The 17,403-nt window shown below is 41.8% G+C and carries 12 protein-coding genes; 5 read left to right on the top strand and 7 right to left on the bottom strand.

The features are described from left to right. Nucleotides 1–77 precede the first annotated feature (77 nt). From M1381_04730 to M1381_04700, 7 genes are all read right to left on the bottom strand, one after another. Entirely contained in the window at nt 78–3,089 is a 3,012-nt protein-coding gene (locus tag M1381_04730) for a type I restriction endonuclease subunit R (protein ID MCL4478392.1), read from the bottom strand. Nucleotides 3,090–3,200: 111 nt separating this feature from the next. Then, the gene (locus M1381_04725; protein MCL4478391.1) at nt 3,201–3,965 is read right to left on the bottom strand and encodes a DUF1829 domain-containing protein; all 765 of its coding nucleotides are present in this window, start codon (nt 3,963–3,965) and stop codon (nt 3,201–3,203) included. After that, nucleotides 3,962–4,411, bottom strand: a complete 450-nt coding sequence (locus M1381_04720; GenBank protein ID MCL4478390.1) for a hypothetical protein — start codon at nt 4,409–4,411, stop codon at nt 3,962–3,964. Before M1381_04720 ends, M1381_04725 begins: the two co-directional genes overlap by 4 nt. Before the next feature lie 12 nt (nt 4,412–4,423). Then, nucleotides 4,424–6,124 (bottom strand): AAA family ATPase, encoded by a 1,701-nt coding sequence (locus tag M1381_04715; GenBank protein MCL4478389.1) that lies wholly within the window; start codon nt 6,122–6,124, stop codon nt 4,424–4,426. A 31-nt stretch (nt 6,125–6,155) separates the two neighbouring features. Continuing rightward, nucleotides 6,156–7,376 carry a hypothetical protein gene (locus tag M1381_04710; GenBank protein ID MCL4478388.1) on the bottom strand — a complete coding sequence of 407 codons (1,221 nt, stop codon included), beginning with the start codon at nt 7,374–7,376 and terminating at the stop codon, nt 6,156–6,158. Beyond that, complete coding sequence (locus M1381_04705) at nt 7,373–8,608, bottom strand: restriction endonuclease subunit S (protein ID MCL4478387.1); 1,236 nt, start codon at nt 8,606–8,608, stop codon at nt 7,373–7,375. The genes M1381_04710 and M1381_04705 overlap by 4 nt, the downstream gene beginning before the upstream one ends. A 128-nt stretch (nt 8,609–8,736) precedes the next feature. Next, a complete protein-coding gene (locus M1381_04700; GenBank protein MCL4478386.1) occupies nt 8,737–10,302 on the bottom strand; it encodes a type I restriction-modification system subunit M in 1,566 nt (521 codons plus the stop codon). A gap of 680 nt (nt 10,303–10,982) precedes the next feature. On the opposite strand from M1381_04700, the gene M1381_04695 reads away from it, so the two are divergent. The 5 genes from M1381_04695 to gyrB all read left to right on the top strand — a co-directional run bounded on the left by M1381_04695 (nt 10,983) and on the right by gyrB (nt 17,258). Next, the gene (locus tag M1381_04695; GenBank protein ID MCL4478385.1) at nt 10,983–12,275 is read left to right on the top strand and encodes a bifunctional folylpolyglutamate synthase/dihydrofolate synthase; all 1,293 of its coding nucleotides are present in this window, start codon (nt 10,983–10,985) and stop codon (nt 12,273–12,275) included. After that, a complete protein-coding gene (locus M1381_04690; GenBank protein ID MCL4478384.1) occupies nt 12,265–13,647 on the top strand; it encodes a TldD/PmbA family protein in 1,383 nt (460 codons plus the stop codon). Before M1381_04695 ends, M1381_04690 begins: the two co-directional genes overlap by 11 nt. A gap of 469 nt (nt 13,648–14,116) precedes the next feature. Further along, complete coding sequence (locus tag M1381_04685) at nt 14,117–14,443, top strand: PilZ domain-containing protein (protein ID MCL4478383.1); 327 nt, start codon at nt 14,117–14,119, stop codon at nt 14,441–14,443. Nucleotides 14,444–14,451: 8 nt separating this feature from the next. Next, nucleotides 14,452–14,880, top strand: a complete 429-nt coding sequence (locus tag M1381_04680; GenBank protein ID MCL4478382.1) for a helix-turn-helix transcriptional regulator — start codon at nt 14,452–14,454, stop codon at nt 14,878–14,880. Then, complete coding sequence (gene gyrB, locus M1381_04675) at nt 14,877–17,258, top strand: DNA topoisomerase (ATP-hydrolyzing) subunit B (GenBank protein MCL4478381.1); 2,382 nt, start codon at nt 14,877–14,879, stop codon at nt 17,256–17,258. Before M1381_04680 ends, gyrB begins: the two co-directional genes overlap by 4 nt. The last annotated feature ends 145 nt before the right edge of the window (nt 17,259–17,403 follow it).

The raw sequence follows: 17,403 nt of genomic DNA, 5'->3' as shown, positions 1-17,403 counted from the left end.
AGGCAGACTATAATATCCATCTCTGAAGCTGTATCTTTCGGTTAGATTTTTACATGACAAGATGATACCCTCCATGGTTAGATTTTACATGACTCGATTCGGGTAACGCTGTTATGCACTGCTTTAACAAGCTCCTGTGCGATGATTCTCAGTGTCTCGTCACCGAGGACTTTTACTGCGCTATCATTGGTTTCCAGAGCATCGTAGAATGCGACCTCATCATCAGAAAGATTGAGTTTCTCACCTCTGAGGTTTGCTTTCCTCATTTCTTTCGCAATAACAATCAGCTCTTCAATCACTTGAGCGCTTTCAATGGCCCTATTCCGATACGCGCGTATGGAGCGTTCAAGCATCTCTGCAAATGAGCGGGACTGTACGAGGTTTTTCAGCGCTCGTGACTTGATCTCGTCATTCAGAAGCTTGCGGAGAAGTTCGACAGCAAGGTTTTTCTGGGGCATGCCACGCACTTCTGCCAGAAAGTCATCGGATAGAATTGAAATGTCTGGTTTTTTGAGCCCTGCCGCTGCAAATATATCAACGACTTGATCCGATGCTATAGCCTTGGAAACAAGTTGTCTGATGGCATGCTCCAGCGTTTCCTCTGCTTTAGGACTTGGTGCACCTGACTTGCTCAGCGCGGATCTAACTGCCTGAAAGAAAGCCACATCGTCCCTGATAGCTATTGCCTTATTATGCGGAACAGACAAGGCAAAAGCCTGAGATAGTTCTGTTACAGCTTTTAATAGTCTGGTCTTCCCGTCTTCCTGTTCCAGAATATGCTCCTGCGCCATAGGCAGCAGGCGGATACGCTCAATCGGAGAACCCGTTGTCCAGAGCGTCCAGTCAAAGCCGTGGAACAAATCACAGCAAACTTCATATTTTTCCATCATCACGGCAACTGACTCTTCTTGATTAATGGCTGTTCTTCCTGTACCCCCGCTCTCTGTATAGTTGGCAAGCGCCTTACGAAGATAATCTGCAAGTCCGAGATAATCCACAACTAGCCCTCCGGGTTTGTCTCTGAATACCCGGTTGACCCTTGCAATGGCTTGCATCAGGCTGTGACCACGCATAGGTTTGTCCACATACATCGTGTGCAGACTTGGGGCATCAAACCCTGTCAGCCACATATCCCGGACAATGGCTAATTTGAAAGGATGATCTACTTTTTTGAAGTTATTGGCCATCGCTTCACGCCTTGGCTTGGTTCTTATATGCTGCTGCCAATCGAGCGGATCGGATGCAGAGCCGGTCATGACAACCTTTAAGAACCCCTTATCATCTTCATCACTGTGCCATCCAGGCCGAAGCTTGATGATGGCATTGTAAAGCTCAATGCATATCCTGCGGCTCATGCACACAATCATTCCCTTCCCGTCCATAGCATCGAGACGGTTTTCAAAGTGGTTTACTATGTCCTGTGCTATAAGCCGAATGCGCTTGTCCGTACCTACTACGGACTCAAGCTGCGCCCATTTCGTTTTTAGTTTTTCTTTGTATGCTTCTTCTTCCTGTTCTGTAATTTCCTCAAACTCTTCATCAAGACGTGGCTTTTCTGATTCTTTCAATTCAAGCCTGGCGAGTCTGCTCTCATAATAGATCGGCACGGTTGCACCGTCCTGCACAGCCCGCTGAATGTCGTAAATGCTTATGTAATCGCCAAAAACATTTCGTGTGTTTTTGTCGGTAAGTTCTATCGGTGTTCCGGTAAACCCGACAAAAGAGGCGTTCGGCAGGGCATCCCGCATGTGCCGCGCAAACCCGTCTATAAAATCATACTGGCTCCTATGCGCCTCATCCGCAATAACCACAATATTATGTCTGTCTGAAAGTTTGGGAAAGTTGTCGCCTTTTTGTTCCGGCAAGAACTTTTGAACGGTCGTAAAGACAATACCGCCTGATGCAACTTGTAACAGCTCACGCAACTGCGCGCGGCTCTCCACCTGCGCAGGCTTCTGTCGCAGGAGTTCATGACACCTGGAGAAGGTACCAAAGAGCTGATCGTCAAGGTCATTTCTGTCAGTAATGACTACAAGTGTTGGGTTTTTCATTGCGGGCTCAAGAACAATCCGTCCTGCGTAAAACGCCATGGTCAGGCTTTTCCCTGATCCTTGGGTATGCCATACAACCCCTATTTTATGGTCACCCTGAACACCGTGGCCCGATATTGTCTGGTAAATGCCCTGCTTCGCTTCTTCGCCTTCCAGAATATACAAGGGTAAACTACGCTCGTAAGAAGCCCTGATTGTTTCCAGCACTGCAACATTAACAGCATGGTATTGATGATAGCCTGCCAGCTTTTTACTCAATCCGTTGTTTTCTTCCTCAAAAACGATAAAATGCCTGAGAAAGCGCAAGAACCTGTTACGATCAAACATTCCCTTGATAAGCACTTCTAATTGTGGAACAGACTCTGAGGTAAGTTTCTGCCCCTCGATCGTACGCCATGGCAGATACCATTCATGATCAGCGGTCAGAGAGCCACAACGCGCTTCAAGTCCGTCTGACACAACAAGCACCTCATTGAAAGTAAAAAGAGAGGGGATCTGCTGTTTGTAGGTCTGAAGCTGATTGAACGCTGTCCAGATCGTGGCATTTTCGTCGGCAGGATTTTTGAGTTCGATCACAACAAGCGGCAGGCCGTTGAGAAAAAGAATGATATCGGGGCGTCGGTTACTTTGGCCTTCGATCACGGTAAACTGATTGACTACCAACCAATCATTATTATCCCGGTTCTCAAAATCAACAAGCCGAACAATATCATGCACCACCCGATTGTCTGCACGATATTCTACATCCACGCCATTTACCAGCATCTGATGAAACAGATGATTGGCTTGCACGGGTGATGGAAAGTCGATTCGGGAAATCTTTCGGAAGGCATCTTCAATAGCCTCAGAAGGGATTTTTGGATTGATGTTTAGCAATGCAGTGTGGAGCCTGTTTTCAAGGATGACTTCGCTGTAGCTTGTGCGCTCTGCAAACAACTCCCCTGCTGCTATCTCTGGCCCAAATTTAATCCCATATCCAAGTTCCCTGAACCAATCCAGAGCAGCCTGCTCTACCGTGGATTCTGCAACAGCACTCATTGGGTTTTCCTTACGACCTCATACACCAACTGTGAAATTTGAAAGCTTTTCAGCTTGCGATACCCGCCGTGCGGCGGAATTAAATCGGAGGTTGGGTTATTCATCTGCATTTTATGCGGCAAGCTCTTCTTTTATTTCTTCTCTCTTACTCCACAGCACTGGGTATACATCATAGTTTCTCAGTGCGTCCAGTACTGATACCAACGGAGCATGTTCTATATCGTTTAAAACAGCGTATGCTTTTGAATTTGCAGGTCTGACTTCTTTTGTATCTATCCAGGAAAAAGCTACAACCTGGGCAGTGTCTCGATTAGGTGAATTGATCGCTTTTAAGATACGTTCCGGGCGTCTTCTTGAAGCTGGAATAACAAAATCAAACAAATGATCATAACCTGTCTTGCCTGTAAACTTTACTTTTGGGGTATAACGGATCTCATTCAAGTCAAGCCATGCAGTAACATCTTCCAGAAAAAGACTGGCAACGATAGGCTCTGCAAGGTAAAAAAGATCGTTAACTGCTAACATCGACTGGACTAAATTATGTTTCTGCATAGCGAAATTGTCCGGCGAAGCATGTACCACTAATGCATCCCCATCCAATCTAACGCCAAAGCCGTTGAGTGTCATAGTCAGCAGGTCCTTTCGCTTTTTGCTTTCCAGCTCACAGCCTGACTGCTTCAAGTCTGTGATAATATAGCCGTCATCGGTAAGAAAGAATCCTCCATTGTCACGTTTGGCATATATCTGTAGATAATCATTGTGTCTGTCGAGATAAGGTGTAGTAATCTCGACTATATCTTTCAACTGACGAAGTTTTGTTTTATCCTTTAGCCAATTTACGTAATCGTCCAATAGCTTTTGAATTTCATCAATCATATAAAAAGTCCTCTCTCAATAATTGGTGGCTCTACGATATTACAAAATTCCATAAAATCATGCAATGTCTGCCATAGATCAGCAGGGTTACCGAATTTATCTGGCGGAACTTCTATAGCCCATTTATCACCAAATCCTTCATGGTAAACGTGCAAATGGGGTGGTATCACATCTTGACCATCTGGGTTATGATGCGGTGGGCCACCAAAACATAGACGTACAAGAACGATAACATTCCGGGAACGGTTTTGATATTTACCTTTTAACAAATTAATTCGGCCACGGCTCATATCAAGCAAGAAATTTTCTCTCTTATTTGCAGAGGTTAGTGGGATACAAATGGCACCACCAAGCCCCGGATATTCCCATTTGGTCTCATCCACTCGATGCTTCTCCATCGAGATGAGTAAGTTGGCTTCAGATTGGGTAAGGTTTATTTCTGCCATTATAGTGACTCCTTATATTTTATATTTCTGCTTCTTACCTTCTCTGTTGGCAAGCCATGTTAGTACACCCTCTATTGGTTCCGGTATAGGCAATGCCATATCCATTGCTATAAGACGTGCTTTGGTAGGTTTACCTGTATGAGAATACTTTTGACAAACTTCAGCATACTTACCATCTCCTCCGAGAGCTCTTTTTAAATGATCTTCATATTTCTTATCAAGTGCCCAAACACGAATATTTTTTGAAGGATTGTTTCTATCATCAAGACCTTTGTTAAATTTCTTCTCATCTTCTTTATTATCAAAATCTGAGGAATCAATATCATAAAGAATTCCTGTTGGAATACCAAAAGAGGTGGCCACGTCAGCAAATTCGGGCAGATTCCGTTTGCCCCCCACCTCCACAATTGTCGCTCCTTCTCTGTCTAAATCCAGATTAAGCCTCTTGGCATATTCAGGTAGGGCGAGCTTCTCAGTATCCCCTTCAACAAGTAACAGTCTCGATGCAAAGAACAATTCGTTTCTTTCTGGGTCAAGTTCTTTAATCATTTTTTCTTTCATATGTTCATCTTTTGGAAGGTTCGATTTAATAACATAAGAACCGTTACTTTCTTTACGCACAAGTAGAATCTCATGATAGTTAGGAATCAAAACAAAATGAGTAGAATGAGTAGTATAGATTATTTGATTATTTTCGCCGATTTGCCGCAGTGTTTTGTTCAATGTACGCTGCATCTGAGGGTGAAGAAACATCTCTGGCTCCTCTATAAGAAAAATGGCTCCTCTTTTCCTCCTTTCTTCGAAGGCCTGTAGTATGGATAAGACAAGAGCGTTTTGTATTCCACCCCCTAACTCTGTTGCACTTATATTAAATTTCCCTTCTTTAACCCGAAGATCAAGAGATTTGTAAAACTCAATAGCATTAAAGGGGGCAAAGTAGAAATCCAGTTTATCGGTATCAACATCGGGATCAAAACCAAGTTGTTGCAATGCGTGCTTTTTTATCGCGGTTTCCAGTTCCACAAAAGAATCTGTTCTAAGACAATCCATCGCTTCTTCTAACAACTTGTAGAACTTCTCAGACTTGGTGATGCTTTTAAATGTGCCATCGTCTTGTGTGACTTGAGCTATTTGACTTGAAGAGTGGAAGTCTTTATTTATATCTTCGAATAGCTGTCGAAGCAGAGAATATTTTGCAGCGGGTAACTGTTCCTTCAAAGAGCGATTTGTCCCAATGTATATAAGAGGTATGCTTTCTTTTACTTCTGATGGTATTCCAAGAAGTGGCTGGTATTGGTGTTGTTCACCTTTTTGGGGTGCTTTTGCTAATATATTTACCACTTTGCCTTTATCATCAAAACATTGCTGTTCTAATCTCCTTTGACCTTTGTTTTCTCCAACTTTATAACGCGTATAGAAAAATGAAATGCCATGAATATTTGTTGGTTCTGAATTCTTGAATTTTTGATATGGAAGAGGTGACTCAAAAGTTAAGGATAATGTTATATCTCTTTCATTGTTTCTTAGGTAGACATCGTCCTCATCAAACGAATTAACATTCGCCCATTCATGGCCAAGAACTTTATAAATAGCAAGAAGAATATTGCTTTTGCCAGCATTGTTTGGACCAACAAGAGCACAAATCTGTGGTAGTTCTATATCGAGTTCTTCTATGGAACGGAAATTTCTTATTGATAGATGACTGATTTTCATATCATTTTCTCTGCAAATAGCTCTGTCTCTTTCATGCAGGCACCTCGAAAGCAAGTATAGTTAATATGATGTCGCGGTATTTATCATCTTTGTGATGTAGAATGTATCTAAAACCAGATGCAGAACTATACGATAATGCCTCCTTATAATTTGGATGAGCTTTTATGACTTCGGGAATCTTAGATAAAACCGATGAAAAGTTTTTGTTCCTGTTGAATATCAATAAAGCCGTTTTGGTATCACGCCATGTGATATAGCCCAGTAGTTGATCTATTGCTTTTGTTAAAGATTCCTGACCATACCAGAATTTACATTCGGCAATGAAAATATTTTTGTCCTCATGCCTTATCAATATATCCGTCTTGCCTTGAGAATTAAAGGTTTCACCAGTAGCTTGTCCTTCATATTGGCCATTTAGCTGCACCAAGAAGTGTTGTCTTAGATCTTCTTCACGTATTGTTTTAAAAGAGTTTGGACTTCTTTCTATTACCTTAACCATATTAGAAATGATTGATAGTATGTTCTCATATTCTTTCATATCAAGTGTTGGTTCTGGAGCTAAAGGGGTGCTGCTTGAAGGTACAGGTATTTGAATTTTTTTACGAACCGTTGGAACAGCAAATGTCTGTGGCGCATTATCTCTTCGTCTGAGAGGAAAACCTAAGGAAGCTGCCAATCCCTGATCATTAAGTAACTTCTGTCGGCGTATCTCTATCCTATTTTGTGCTTTTGTTCGTATCGAATTGTTAAACGCCCCAGCATCATTTATTACTGATTTAAGGTTTTGACGGACAACAGATAAGTGGCGTGTAAATTCCGCTTTTACTGCTTCAGCGTTATGATCCGTTCGCGTATAAGTAAATACGATTTCATTTTGTTTAATCGTACAGAGCGGAGAATTGTAGGTAAAAGTAGACGGCTTGTATTTTAACAATTCCGGATCACCTTCAAAAGGAACAAAAAATTTCAATGCTGTTCCTTTAATGTAGAATGGGCTTCCTGGGGCAACTATTCTACGATAAGGATCGCGACTAATGTCTACATTCGCTTCTTCTTGATCGGTAGCGATTTCATTTTCTTTCAAACTTGGAATGTCAATTTTATACCTTTGTTCAAAATAATCATATAAATCGTCAACTTTAGTGTTGAGTAATCTATCCGCTTGCATTTCCTCAATTTCTTGAAACATCCCTTGTTCACGATCTTGTAAAAAACTGTAAAGATTCTCTATTGAAAATAACTGATCAGTCATATAGTTGCCTCCGCAAATTTCTCCGTATCCTTTATCCTTATCTCACCCGACAATAGCTTTGGCAAAAGAGTGTCGCGGATGGCGGCGAGAATGCTAATTTCTTGTTCATTTTTAAATATTTTCTTATAAACCGGTATAACAAATGCATCGAATATTTTTACTACTTTATTTTCTGGAACAACTTGCAAGTTCATATAAGCGAGGTGGCGGTTTAGTCCAGGCACTGCGGAATCTGCATTTAGCGAAGGCAAATCTTGTAACTGAAGAGCATAGAATAAGTAATAAAGACTTAATTCTTTCTGTTTAGGTACTACGTAGAATGTAGTATCAATAGGGTAAAAGTCTGTGTGAGACCATGTTACAATCCCCGGGTTACCTTTACGCCCAACTATGATACCTGGCCCGTCAACAAGTTTTTTGTCATGCCAGCCAACTTGACCATTGGAGCCGTGTACAGGGATATACCCCAAGCGTCTGTCTTGTTCTCTGAGGCCTTTACCATAAGCTAGCTCAAGGATACTACCAAGAGTCTCTCCTCTCCAACCCTTCGGAATTTCCCCAAGCTGGGATTGTTCAAAGCTATCGGGAAATAAGTCGGTGATTTGTTTGGGGAGTTTGGGATCGCGGCCTTTGGCTTTGGCATGAACGGGGTCAAAATCAATGAACCATGATTTGAATATTGCCCTTGCCATTGCCTCAAGTATCTCGTTCATTTTCTTGTTCAGTTCGATCTTTTCGTCAAGCGTGCCAAGGACACGAGCAATGGCACGCTGCTCGGCAATAGTCGGTAGAATAATTTTCAGCTGCGAAAAATGACCTTTATTAAGTATAGGTTGTGCCGAGCCGCTTGTCGCTAATCGCTGAAATTCATTTTTACGTGAGTAAAGATTGTAGTAGATATAGTCTGGGTCTATTCCGTTCTTTACAACAATAGAATTGATCTGCTGATTGGTCACCGATTCAACTCTTGTCATACCAACCTTACCCATGTCAGATCCGATACAAGAAACAAAAACTGTTTTTGGTGGTACGTGCAAATTCTTTAGAGGTTTAGCTCCCTTTTCGCTTATAGTACGCGCGGTTCGATATATATATTTATTGCCATCCATATCGGATGGGGTAATAAAAGGTAGCTTGCCACCATAATTTTCAGTATCAGCTGTCGGTGGTGTCTTACCAGTTACAACTCTTCCTATATCACCTATCCGAATCATTACTCTTTTACTCGCCATACCCATGCTCCTTTTCCAGATCTTTAATGCTGGGAAGGCTGTTTTGTAGGGCAGCGGTGATGGTGCGTGAAATAATTGTCATGCGGGTAGCGCCGTATCTGAATTGTGCGGGCAGTGACCACCCTTTTCTATAACCCATATCCCAACCCTTTCAAATTTTTCCGAATCTGCTCTTCGAGTTTTGCACTTTCTGATAATTGTTGTTCGAGCTGTTTGGTGAGTCGGGTCATTTTTTCATCGAATGGCTCGCCGTCATCCTCGATTTCCTCTGCTCCGACGTACCGTCCCGGGGTGAGAATGTGTCCGTGACTACGGATTTTATCAAGGGTGGCTGATTTGCAGAAGCCCGGAATGTCTTTATATTTCTGCTTAAGGTCTCCTCGCCACGCGTGATAGGTGTCAGTAATTTTATGGATGTCTTCTTCTGTAAGCTCTCTATGCACACGGTCGATCATGGTGCCAAGATTACGGGCATCAATAAAAAGTACATGCCCGCGTCTGTCACGGAACCGGTTGTTTCTCTTATCACGTGCTACAAACCACAGGCATACCGGTATCTGTGTAGAGTAGAAAAGCTGACCCGGCAGGGCAACCATGCAATCAACCAGATCGGCCTCTATCATATTTTTACGAATCTCTCCCTCGCCGCTCGTGTTGCTGGACATACTGCCGTTTGCAAGTACGTACCCGGCAATACCGGTCGGGCTTAAATGGTAGATAAAATGCTGTACCCATGCGAAGTTAGCATTACCAACAGGAGGTATGCCGTATTTCCAGCGCTTGTCTTCACGCAAACGCGCACCTCCCCAGTCGCTATCATTAAAATGCGGATTGGCGAGTACGTAATCTGCCTTCAAATCGGGATGGAGGTCGCGATGGAAGCTGTCTGCATTCTCCTGTCCAAGGTTTGCGTCAATACCCCGTATGGCAAGGTTCATCTTTGCAAGCCGCCATGTCGTGGGATTGGACTCCTGTCCATAAACGCTGATATCCCCGACCTTTCCGCCATGCTGTTCAATGAACTTTTCGCTCTGGACAAACATGCCTCCTGAGCCGCAGCACGGGTCATATACGCGGCCTTTATACGGCGCAAGCATCTCGACAAGCGTCTGGACTACACATCGCGGCGTATAGAACTGGCCGCCTTTTTTACCCTCTGCACTGGCAAACTCGGAAAGAAAATATTCATAAACACGGCCGAGAATGTCTTTTGAACGGTTCTCTTTGTCGCCCATGCCTATAGTACCGATAAGGTCTATCAGCTCGCCGAGCCGCTTCTTGTCGAGTTCCTGGCGTGCATAGGTCTTCGGCAGCACACCTTTCAATACCTTGTTGTCGCTCTCGATAGCAAACATGGCATCATCAATGAGCTTGCCTATGCTGGGTTGTTTTGCATTGGCCTGAAGGTATGCCCAGCGGGCTTTTTTGGGTACCCAGAAGATATTCGCAGCCATGTATTCATCACGGTCTTCTGGATCTGCTCCACTCTTTTTATCTGCATCAAGTTTTGCGCGAAGTTCCTCGAAGGCGTCTGATATATATTTCAGAAAGATAAGGCCAAGAACAACGTGTTTGTACTCGGCTGCGTCCATGTTGTTGCGCATCTTGTCTGCGGCCTGCCACAGTTTTTCTTCAAACCCAAGTGTTGCGCCGTTGCTGTTCTGCTTTTTATCAGTCTTTACCTTGCGTGCCATGAGCTATACCGTAACGCCCCCACCCCCTCTTACTCTAAGAGGGGTGATGCAGAAGAATTCCGTTTTTGCGATTTTACTGAACTTCATAACCCAAATCCCCTGAAAGGTCTGTATTCGATGACGGGTTAACTGATTCGTTATAGACTCATTCTACGAAATACTCAAGACTTCGAATCGAGTCATGTAAAATCTAACCATGGAGGGTATCATCTTGTCATGTAAAAATCTAACCGAAAGATACAGCTTCAGAGATGGATATTATAGTCTGCCTTTGATAAAGGAGAGACAGGGATCACTCATTTAAAGTGCACCTGTCAAGAGATCAGTGATGGCATAATGACTGTAAGATTCACTTGTAGGGCAACGTTATCCGTATTTATGTCGCGGATACTGGAGAAAAGAGAGGGATATTTATGAAAAACAAAGCCCATCTAATCATTACCCACAACTCTTGCCTGACACGCAATATAGAGAGAAACAAGGATCTGTTCTCCATCCCCCTTTTAGATTAAGAGGTGGATCAAACCATCCCGTGTCCATCATTATTTGTGTTTATCGATCAGTTTGCTAAAGGAGTTTTAGGGCTATAAAGTCCCACGCATCAATCGCGGGATAACAGAGCGGGGGAATTTGTATAAATGCTTTGATTATTTTACAAAATAAGTTTTATATTTACCAGTATGGAAATAAAGAAACGCATTCAACTTCTTGAAAAATACGGGATAAAGCCGGGACTTGAACGTATATCTGCAATACTTTCATATATGGGACATCCTGAAAAGGATTACGGAATTATCATTGTCGGCGGGACAAATGGAAAAGGTTCAACATGCGCAATGATAGAATCAATCCTCAGAGCAGCGGGTCATAAAACTGGTTTATACACATCACCGCATCTTATGATGATGAACGAACGCATAAGGGTAAACTTCAATGCAATAGGAGATGAGGATATTGAAAGTATATCAGGGCAGCTTTTTAATATTATAGATCAACATTCAGGGCTTTCGGATACAACGTACTTTGAGTTCCTGACAGCCGTTGCATTAAAATACTTTAGCGAACAACGTATTGACATGGCAGTGCTTGAAGTCGGTATGGGCGGCAGATTTGATGCTACAAATGCAACAGAACCCGACATATCAGTAATAACAAATATTGCGATGGATCACCAGAGATATCTTGGGACTACACTTGAAGAGATAGCTTATGAGAAGGCGGGGATAATAAGAACCGGGAAACCTTTTGTTACGACAGATAAAACTATTGTATCGAGGGATATACTGGAAACAACAAGTAAAAACAAAGGCGGCCTTTTATACGCCATCGATAAGGATTTCTTTTATGATGAAAATGAGTCTGGTATGGAGTTTAGAAGTATCTTAAGGACCGTACATAATGTAAAGTTATCACTTACAGGTACACATCAAATGAGCAATGCGTCTGCTGCGATACAAACCGTAATCCTTCTTGAAAGGTTAGGGACCGGAATTTCAGACGAAGAAATAAAAAGAGGGCTTATCAATACAGTATGGCAGGGCAGGTTTGAAAAGATTAGAGAAAAGCCTGTTGTAATAATGGATGTTGCACATAATCCTGCAGGTATTAAGACACTTATAGAGACAGTGAAAAGGTTTTATAATAATAAGCGTATAACCGTATTGTTCGGGGTATCACGCGATAAGGAGTGGCGCCAGATGTTGGACATGCTTTCTGAGGTTGCAGATTATTATATCTTTACAGCATACCAGGGAGAGCGCTCATTGGCACCTGTTGAGCTAAATAATCATGTAAAAGGCATTGAGTCGGCAATTGTTATTTCATCTTATAAAGCGTATGATGCAGCTGTAAGATATACTCCTGATGACGGTTTAGTAATAGTTACAGGCTCGATATACCTTATAGGTGAGATAAAGCATTATCTTGAAGATATTAAATTAACCAATTCAAAGGACGGGACTTATGAATTATAAAGGGATAAATATCGATAATATACTTGAGGATGCACTCAAAGGCGGAGCTGGATTTGCAGAACTATTTTTTGAAGAGACAACTTTTACAAACATCAGGGGCGAATCGAAAAAGGTGGACAAGGCGATATCTGGCATAGACTCCGGCGTTGGATTAAGATTGTTTTACAATAACACCGTGTATTACGCATCAACAACCACTACAACAGAGGAGGGCATCAGAACACTTTTAAGCACGCTGTCGGAATACATGATAACCAATATTGCACACAAGCGTATCGTTTTACCAGGTCTTATCAGGGCTGCAACTAACGTGATCCAAACCCCGCCTGGTGCAAGCATGAGCAGGAAGGCCGGTATCCTTATGGCGGCACAGAGAGAAGCATATAAAGTAAGCGATCAAATAATACAGGTTCAGTCAGGGTATATCGATAGTGTAAGAAAGATTGCGGTTTTTTCGACAGAAGACGCATCTGTAGAAGACGAACAGATTAGAACGACTATAAGTGTGAATACAATACTTCAAACGGACGGCAGGCTATATACGGGTTATGAGTCTCTCGGTGGTTCCATCGGCATGGAGCTATTTGATAATGATGCACACATCCGAACGGCAAAAACAGCAGCTAACAGGGCTGTAAAGATGTCTAATAGCATATCAATACCGGGTGGACAAATGACGGTTGTTTTATCAAGCGAGGCAGGAGGAACGATGATCCATGAAGCCGTGGGGCACGGGCTTGAAGCTGATCTTGTATACAGAGGACTGTCCGTTTACACAGGAAAACTGGGCCAGCAGGTAGCAGCAAGCACCATAAATGTGGTCGATGATCCAACCATTCCCGGCATGAGGGGATCGTTTAACTACGATGATGAAGGTACAAAAGCAAAACGCAATGTCGTTATAGAGGAGGGGATTTTAAAAGGCTATCTCTTTGATCTCAAACACGCCATGGAACAGCATTCACAGCCGACATCAAACGGCAGGAGAGAATCATTCAGATATCCGCCTATACCGAGAATGACAAATACCCTTATCCTTAGCGGGAAAGATAATCCCGATGAGATCATAGCGGAGGTTGATAATGGACTGCTCGTTTTTAAAATGGGGGGCGGAGAGGTTAATACGGCAACAGGTGATTTTGTTTTTGAGATTACGGAAGCACATATCATAGAACATGGTAAGATAGGGCCTCCTGTAGAAGGTGCAACGATGCTTGGTAATGGTCCGAAAGTGCTTGGCGAGATAGACAGGGTAGGCAGTGATATAGGTTACGGCATAGGCACATGCGGTAAAGAGTCACAGGGTGTACCGGTTGCAGACGGTCAACCAACACTTAGAATACCAAGAATCCTTGTCGGCGGTAAAAAATAGAGATAGCTTAACCAAAAAATACATTTTAAAAATAAAGAAGTGTGTGTAGTAAGCGATAAACCGGGGTCATATAGTGTCATTTCTATGAAATTCGTCCTCATAAAAACGGGGAACTGGAATCCGGTTTTTCTTTCTCCTCTAACAGTAGATCTCATTGGTGTGTAGAATTGGATTATTATGTAGTGGCGGCCGATGGGTTGCCATTTTTTGCTTTCTATCCGGGTTTATTTTTAAGATATCATAATTAGTTCAAAAATATATAGCTTTTTAAGCTTGGGGTGAGGGGAAGTAACATAGTACCTTCTCAAACCTTCGGCTTGCTCCAAACAGTGTGATTCTCCGAACCGCCCCTACAATAAATTTGCATGGAAATCACATCAGGAATAATTGCCTTACAAAGATAAAACCCGGCAAGGATATTTATATAATTGACTATCTACTAATTGTTGCTATAATAGAACATTGAATTATGGAAAAAAGAAAATATATTAGAAAAAAAATAAAGGTTATGATAGACTTTATGGATGGTAGTGATATGGAAATAGGATATACCAAAGATATAGCCGTTGGCGGAGTTTTTATTGAAACGGAAAGGGTGGTAAGACCCGGTTCAATTGTATTCGTTGATTTCTACATGCCGGGCATTAAAAAAAAGTTGAAACTTAAAGGTAAGGTAATATGGGTAGAAGAGAGCAAAGCTATTGGACAGTACAAAACACCCGGTATGGGTATTGAATTTTTAGACATGAATGAAAGCATAAAGCTTGATCTGAAAAAAGGTATAAACAATATATAGGGGGAGATATGAGATTAAGTAAGAATGTTAATGAAGAGTTGAGGCAGGCAGATCCATCAAAATTAACAATGGGACAGAGGATAAGGCTTATTAGAAAGGATATGAGCCAGACAGCGTTTGGTAAATTACTTGGTAAATCACAGGATGCCGTAAGCGTTTACGAAAACGATCAGATTACTCCTTCTTTAGAAGCACTTGTTAAGATAGCGGAAATGGGTAATGTTACAGTCGACTGGCTCTTTCATGGTCCGTCACCTAAAGCTCAAAAAGACCCGGAACAGGGTATTGTTTTTCTTGGTCATATAATAAAACCCAGAACACATGAGTGGCGATTGCTTGAGATGGTAGTTAAGCTCAATAACGAAAAACTCAAAGAAAAAATAATAGAGCTTGTTCAGAGTTTTATCAATATTGAAAGAAAAGAAAAAGTTTCATGACTTCAAGTTATAACGCTACAAGCATAAAGGTCCTTGAAGGGCTGGAAGCTGTTAGAAAACGGCCTGCAATGTATATAGGCAACACCTCGGAGGGCGGGTTACACCATCTTGTTTATGAGATTGTTGATAACAGCATTGATGAGGCACTTGTGGGTTATTGTGATAGGATATCCGTTTTGATACATATTGATGGCAGTGTTACTGTCGACGATAACGGCAGAGGTATTCCGACAGATCTTCATATAGAGGAAAATAAGACCGCCGCAGAAGTTGTAATGACAAAACTACATGCAGGCGGTAAATTTGATAATAAAACATACAGGGTTTCAGGGGGGCTGCATGGTGTAGGTGTGTCTGTCGTAAATGCATTGTCAGAGGATCTTGAACTCGAGATAAGGAGGGAAGGTAAAAAATTCTATCAAAGATACAAATACGGAGAGCCGCAGGAACCGTTACGAATCATAGGTAAATCCGATTTTACAGGAACAAAGATAAGATTTAAACCCGATGTAAATATCTTTGAGACAACGAATTTCAGTTTTGATACGTTATCTTCGAGATTACGGGAGCTTGCATTCTTAAATAAAGGTGTGACGATTTCAATAACGGATGAGCGAACTGGCAAGTCAAATATATTTAAATATGCTGGTGGACTCATTGAGTTCGTTCAATATCTTAATAAAAATAAAAGTGTGGCTCACAACAAACCTTTCTATTTTTCTCTTACAAAGGATATGATAGAGTTTGAGTGTGCATTTCAGTATAATGACGGCTATAACGAGATTATTTATTCATTTGCAAATAATATAAATACCCATGATGGCGGCACGCATCTGTCGGGTTTCAAATCGGCTTTGACAAGGGCGATCAATAAGTATGCGGTCGAAAGCGGCTTAATCAAACAGGCAGATGCCGAGATCACAGGCGATGATGTAAGGGAAGGATTAACCGCTGTTATAAGTATTAAACTATCTAATCCTCAGTTTGAAGGGCAGACAAAAGAGAGGCTTGGCAACACGGACATAAAGGGCTTTGTAGAATCGCAGGCAGGGGATCAACTCTATTCTATATTTGAAGAGAATCCACAGATTACAAAAAACATAATAAAAAAGGTTATAGAAGCCGCAAGGGCAAGAGAGGCGGCAAGAAGGGCAAGAGAGCTTGTAAGAAGAAAAAACGCATTGTCTTCTGATTCACTTCCCGGTAAGCTTGCTGACTGTCAGGAAAAGGATCCGTCTTTGAGCGAATTATTCATAGTTGAGGGAGATTCTGCGGGTGGCTCTGCGAAACAGGGCAGAGATAGAAAAAACCAGGCTATACTGCCTTTAAAGGGAAAAATTTTAAATGTTTATAAAGCAAGGTTTGATCAGATGCTTGCCTCGGAAGAGATAAGAGTACTCATTTCAGCCCTTGGAACCGGGGTCGGAGAAACGGATAAAAATATAGAGAAATTAAGGTACCATAAAATAATTATAATGACGGATGCCGATGTTGACGGCTCTCATATCAGGACATTGTTGCTTACATTCTTTTTCAGGCATTTCCCGGAACTTATAGAAAAGAACTATATTTATATCGCTCAGCCTCCTTTATATATGATCAAAAGAGGTAATTCCCATAGGTACATAAAGGATGATGAAGAGTTAAAGTTGTTTTTGATTGAAGAAGGAGTGAGCAAATTAAGCGTAATGACAAAGAGCGGTAATCAGATTCCTGCGAATGTTCTGAAGGATAGCCTGTTGATAGCTGTAAAATACTACGATTTACTTGATAAATTGAGCAGGGAGGGTAATTCAGAACTGCTTGATTTCTTTGTTTCAGAAGGTGCCGACAGCATATTTACAGAGGGGAAACCGAAGGATGTGGTTGAAAAGTTTATCAAGGGGTTTAAAGATAGAACAGGAAAGTTTCTAACCATAGAACAGAGCAAGGATGAAAATCTAAAGATAAGCATGGTCGTTTCAAATAGAGGTGTTGTAAGAAAGACCGAGTTTGATGCTGAATTTATGAAATCACCGGAGTTCCAAACTTTAAAAAAAATGCATAGTTCAATTACCGAAAGGATACCTGGGCCGTACACGGTGGTTGATGGAACCGAAAAGGCAGGAGTAAAAAGAATAAGAGAATTGCTCAATTATTTTATAGAACATTCCCAAAAAGGGCTGTACATTCAGAGGTACAAAGGTCTTGGAGAAATGAATCCGGAACAGTTATGGGAAACAACGATGAATCCGGAGAAGAGAGTAATGCTTCAGGTAAAGATAGAGGATACTGTAGCGGCGGAACAGATATTTACTATTCTCATGGGAGACAATGTAGAAGCAAGAAGAACTTTTATAGAAGATAATGCACTCCATGTAGCAAATCTGGATATATAATTTATGAGAAAACGCTGCCTAAATATTTTAATCATGTACACGGTAATGCCGGCCCATAGGGCTGTAAATGAGGTGTTTAATCTTGTACGGCTTGGTACATGGTAATATGGGTGTGGAAAGGGCTACAGTATAAGCTCACAAAATC

The sequence above is a fragment of the Deltaproteobacteria bacterium genome (assembly GCA_023382265.1).
In the GTDB taxonomy this organism is placed as follows: domain Bacteria; phylum JAMCPX01; class JAMCPX01; order JAMCPX01; family JAMCPX01; genus JAMCPX01.
This window is presented reverse-complemented; position numbering and strand designations above follow the sequence as displayed.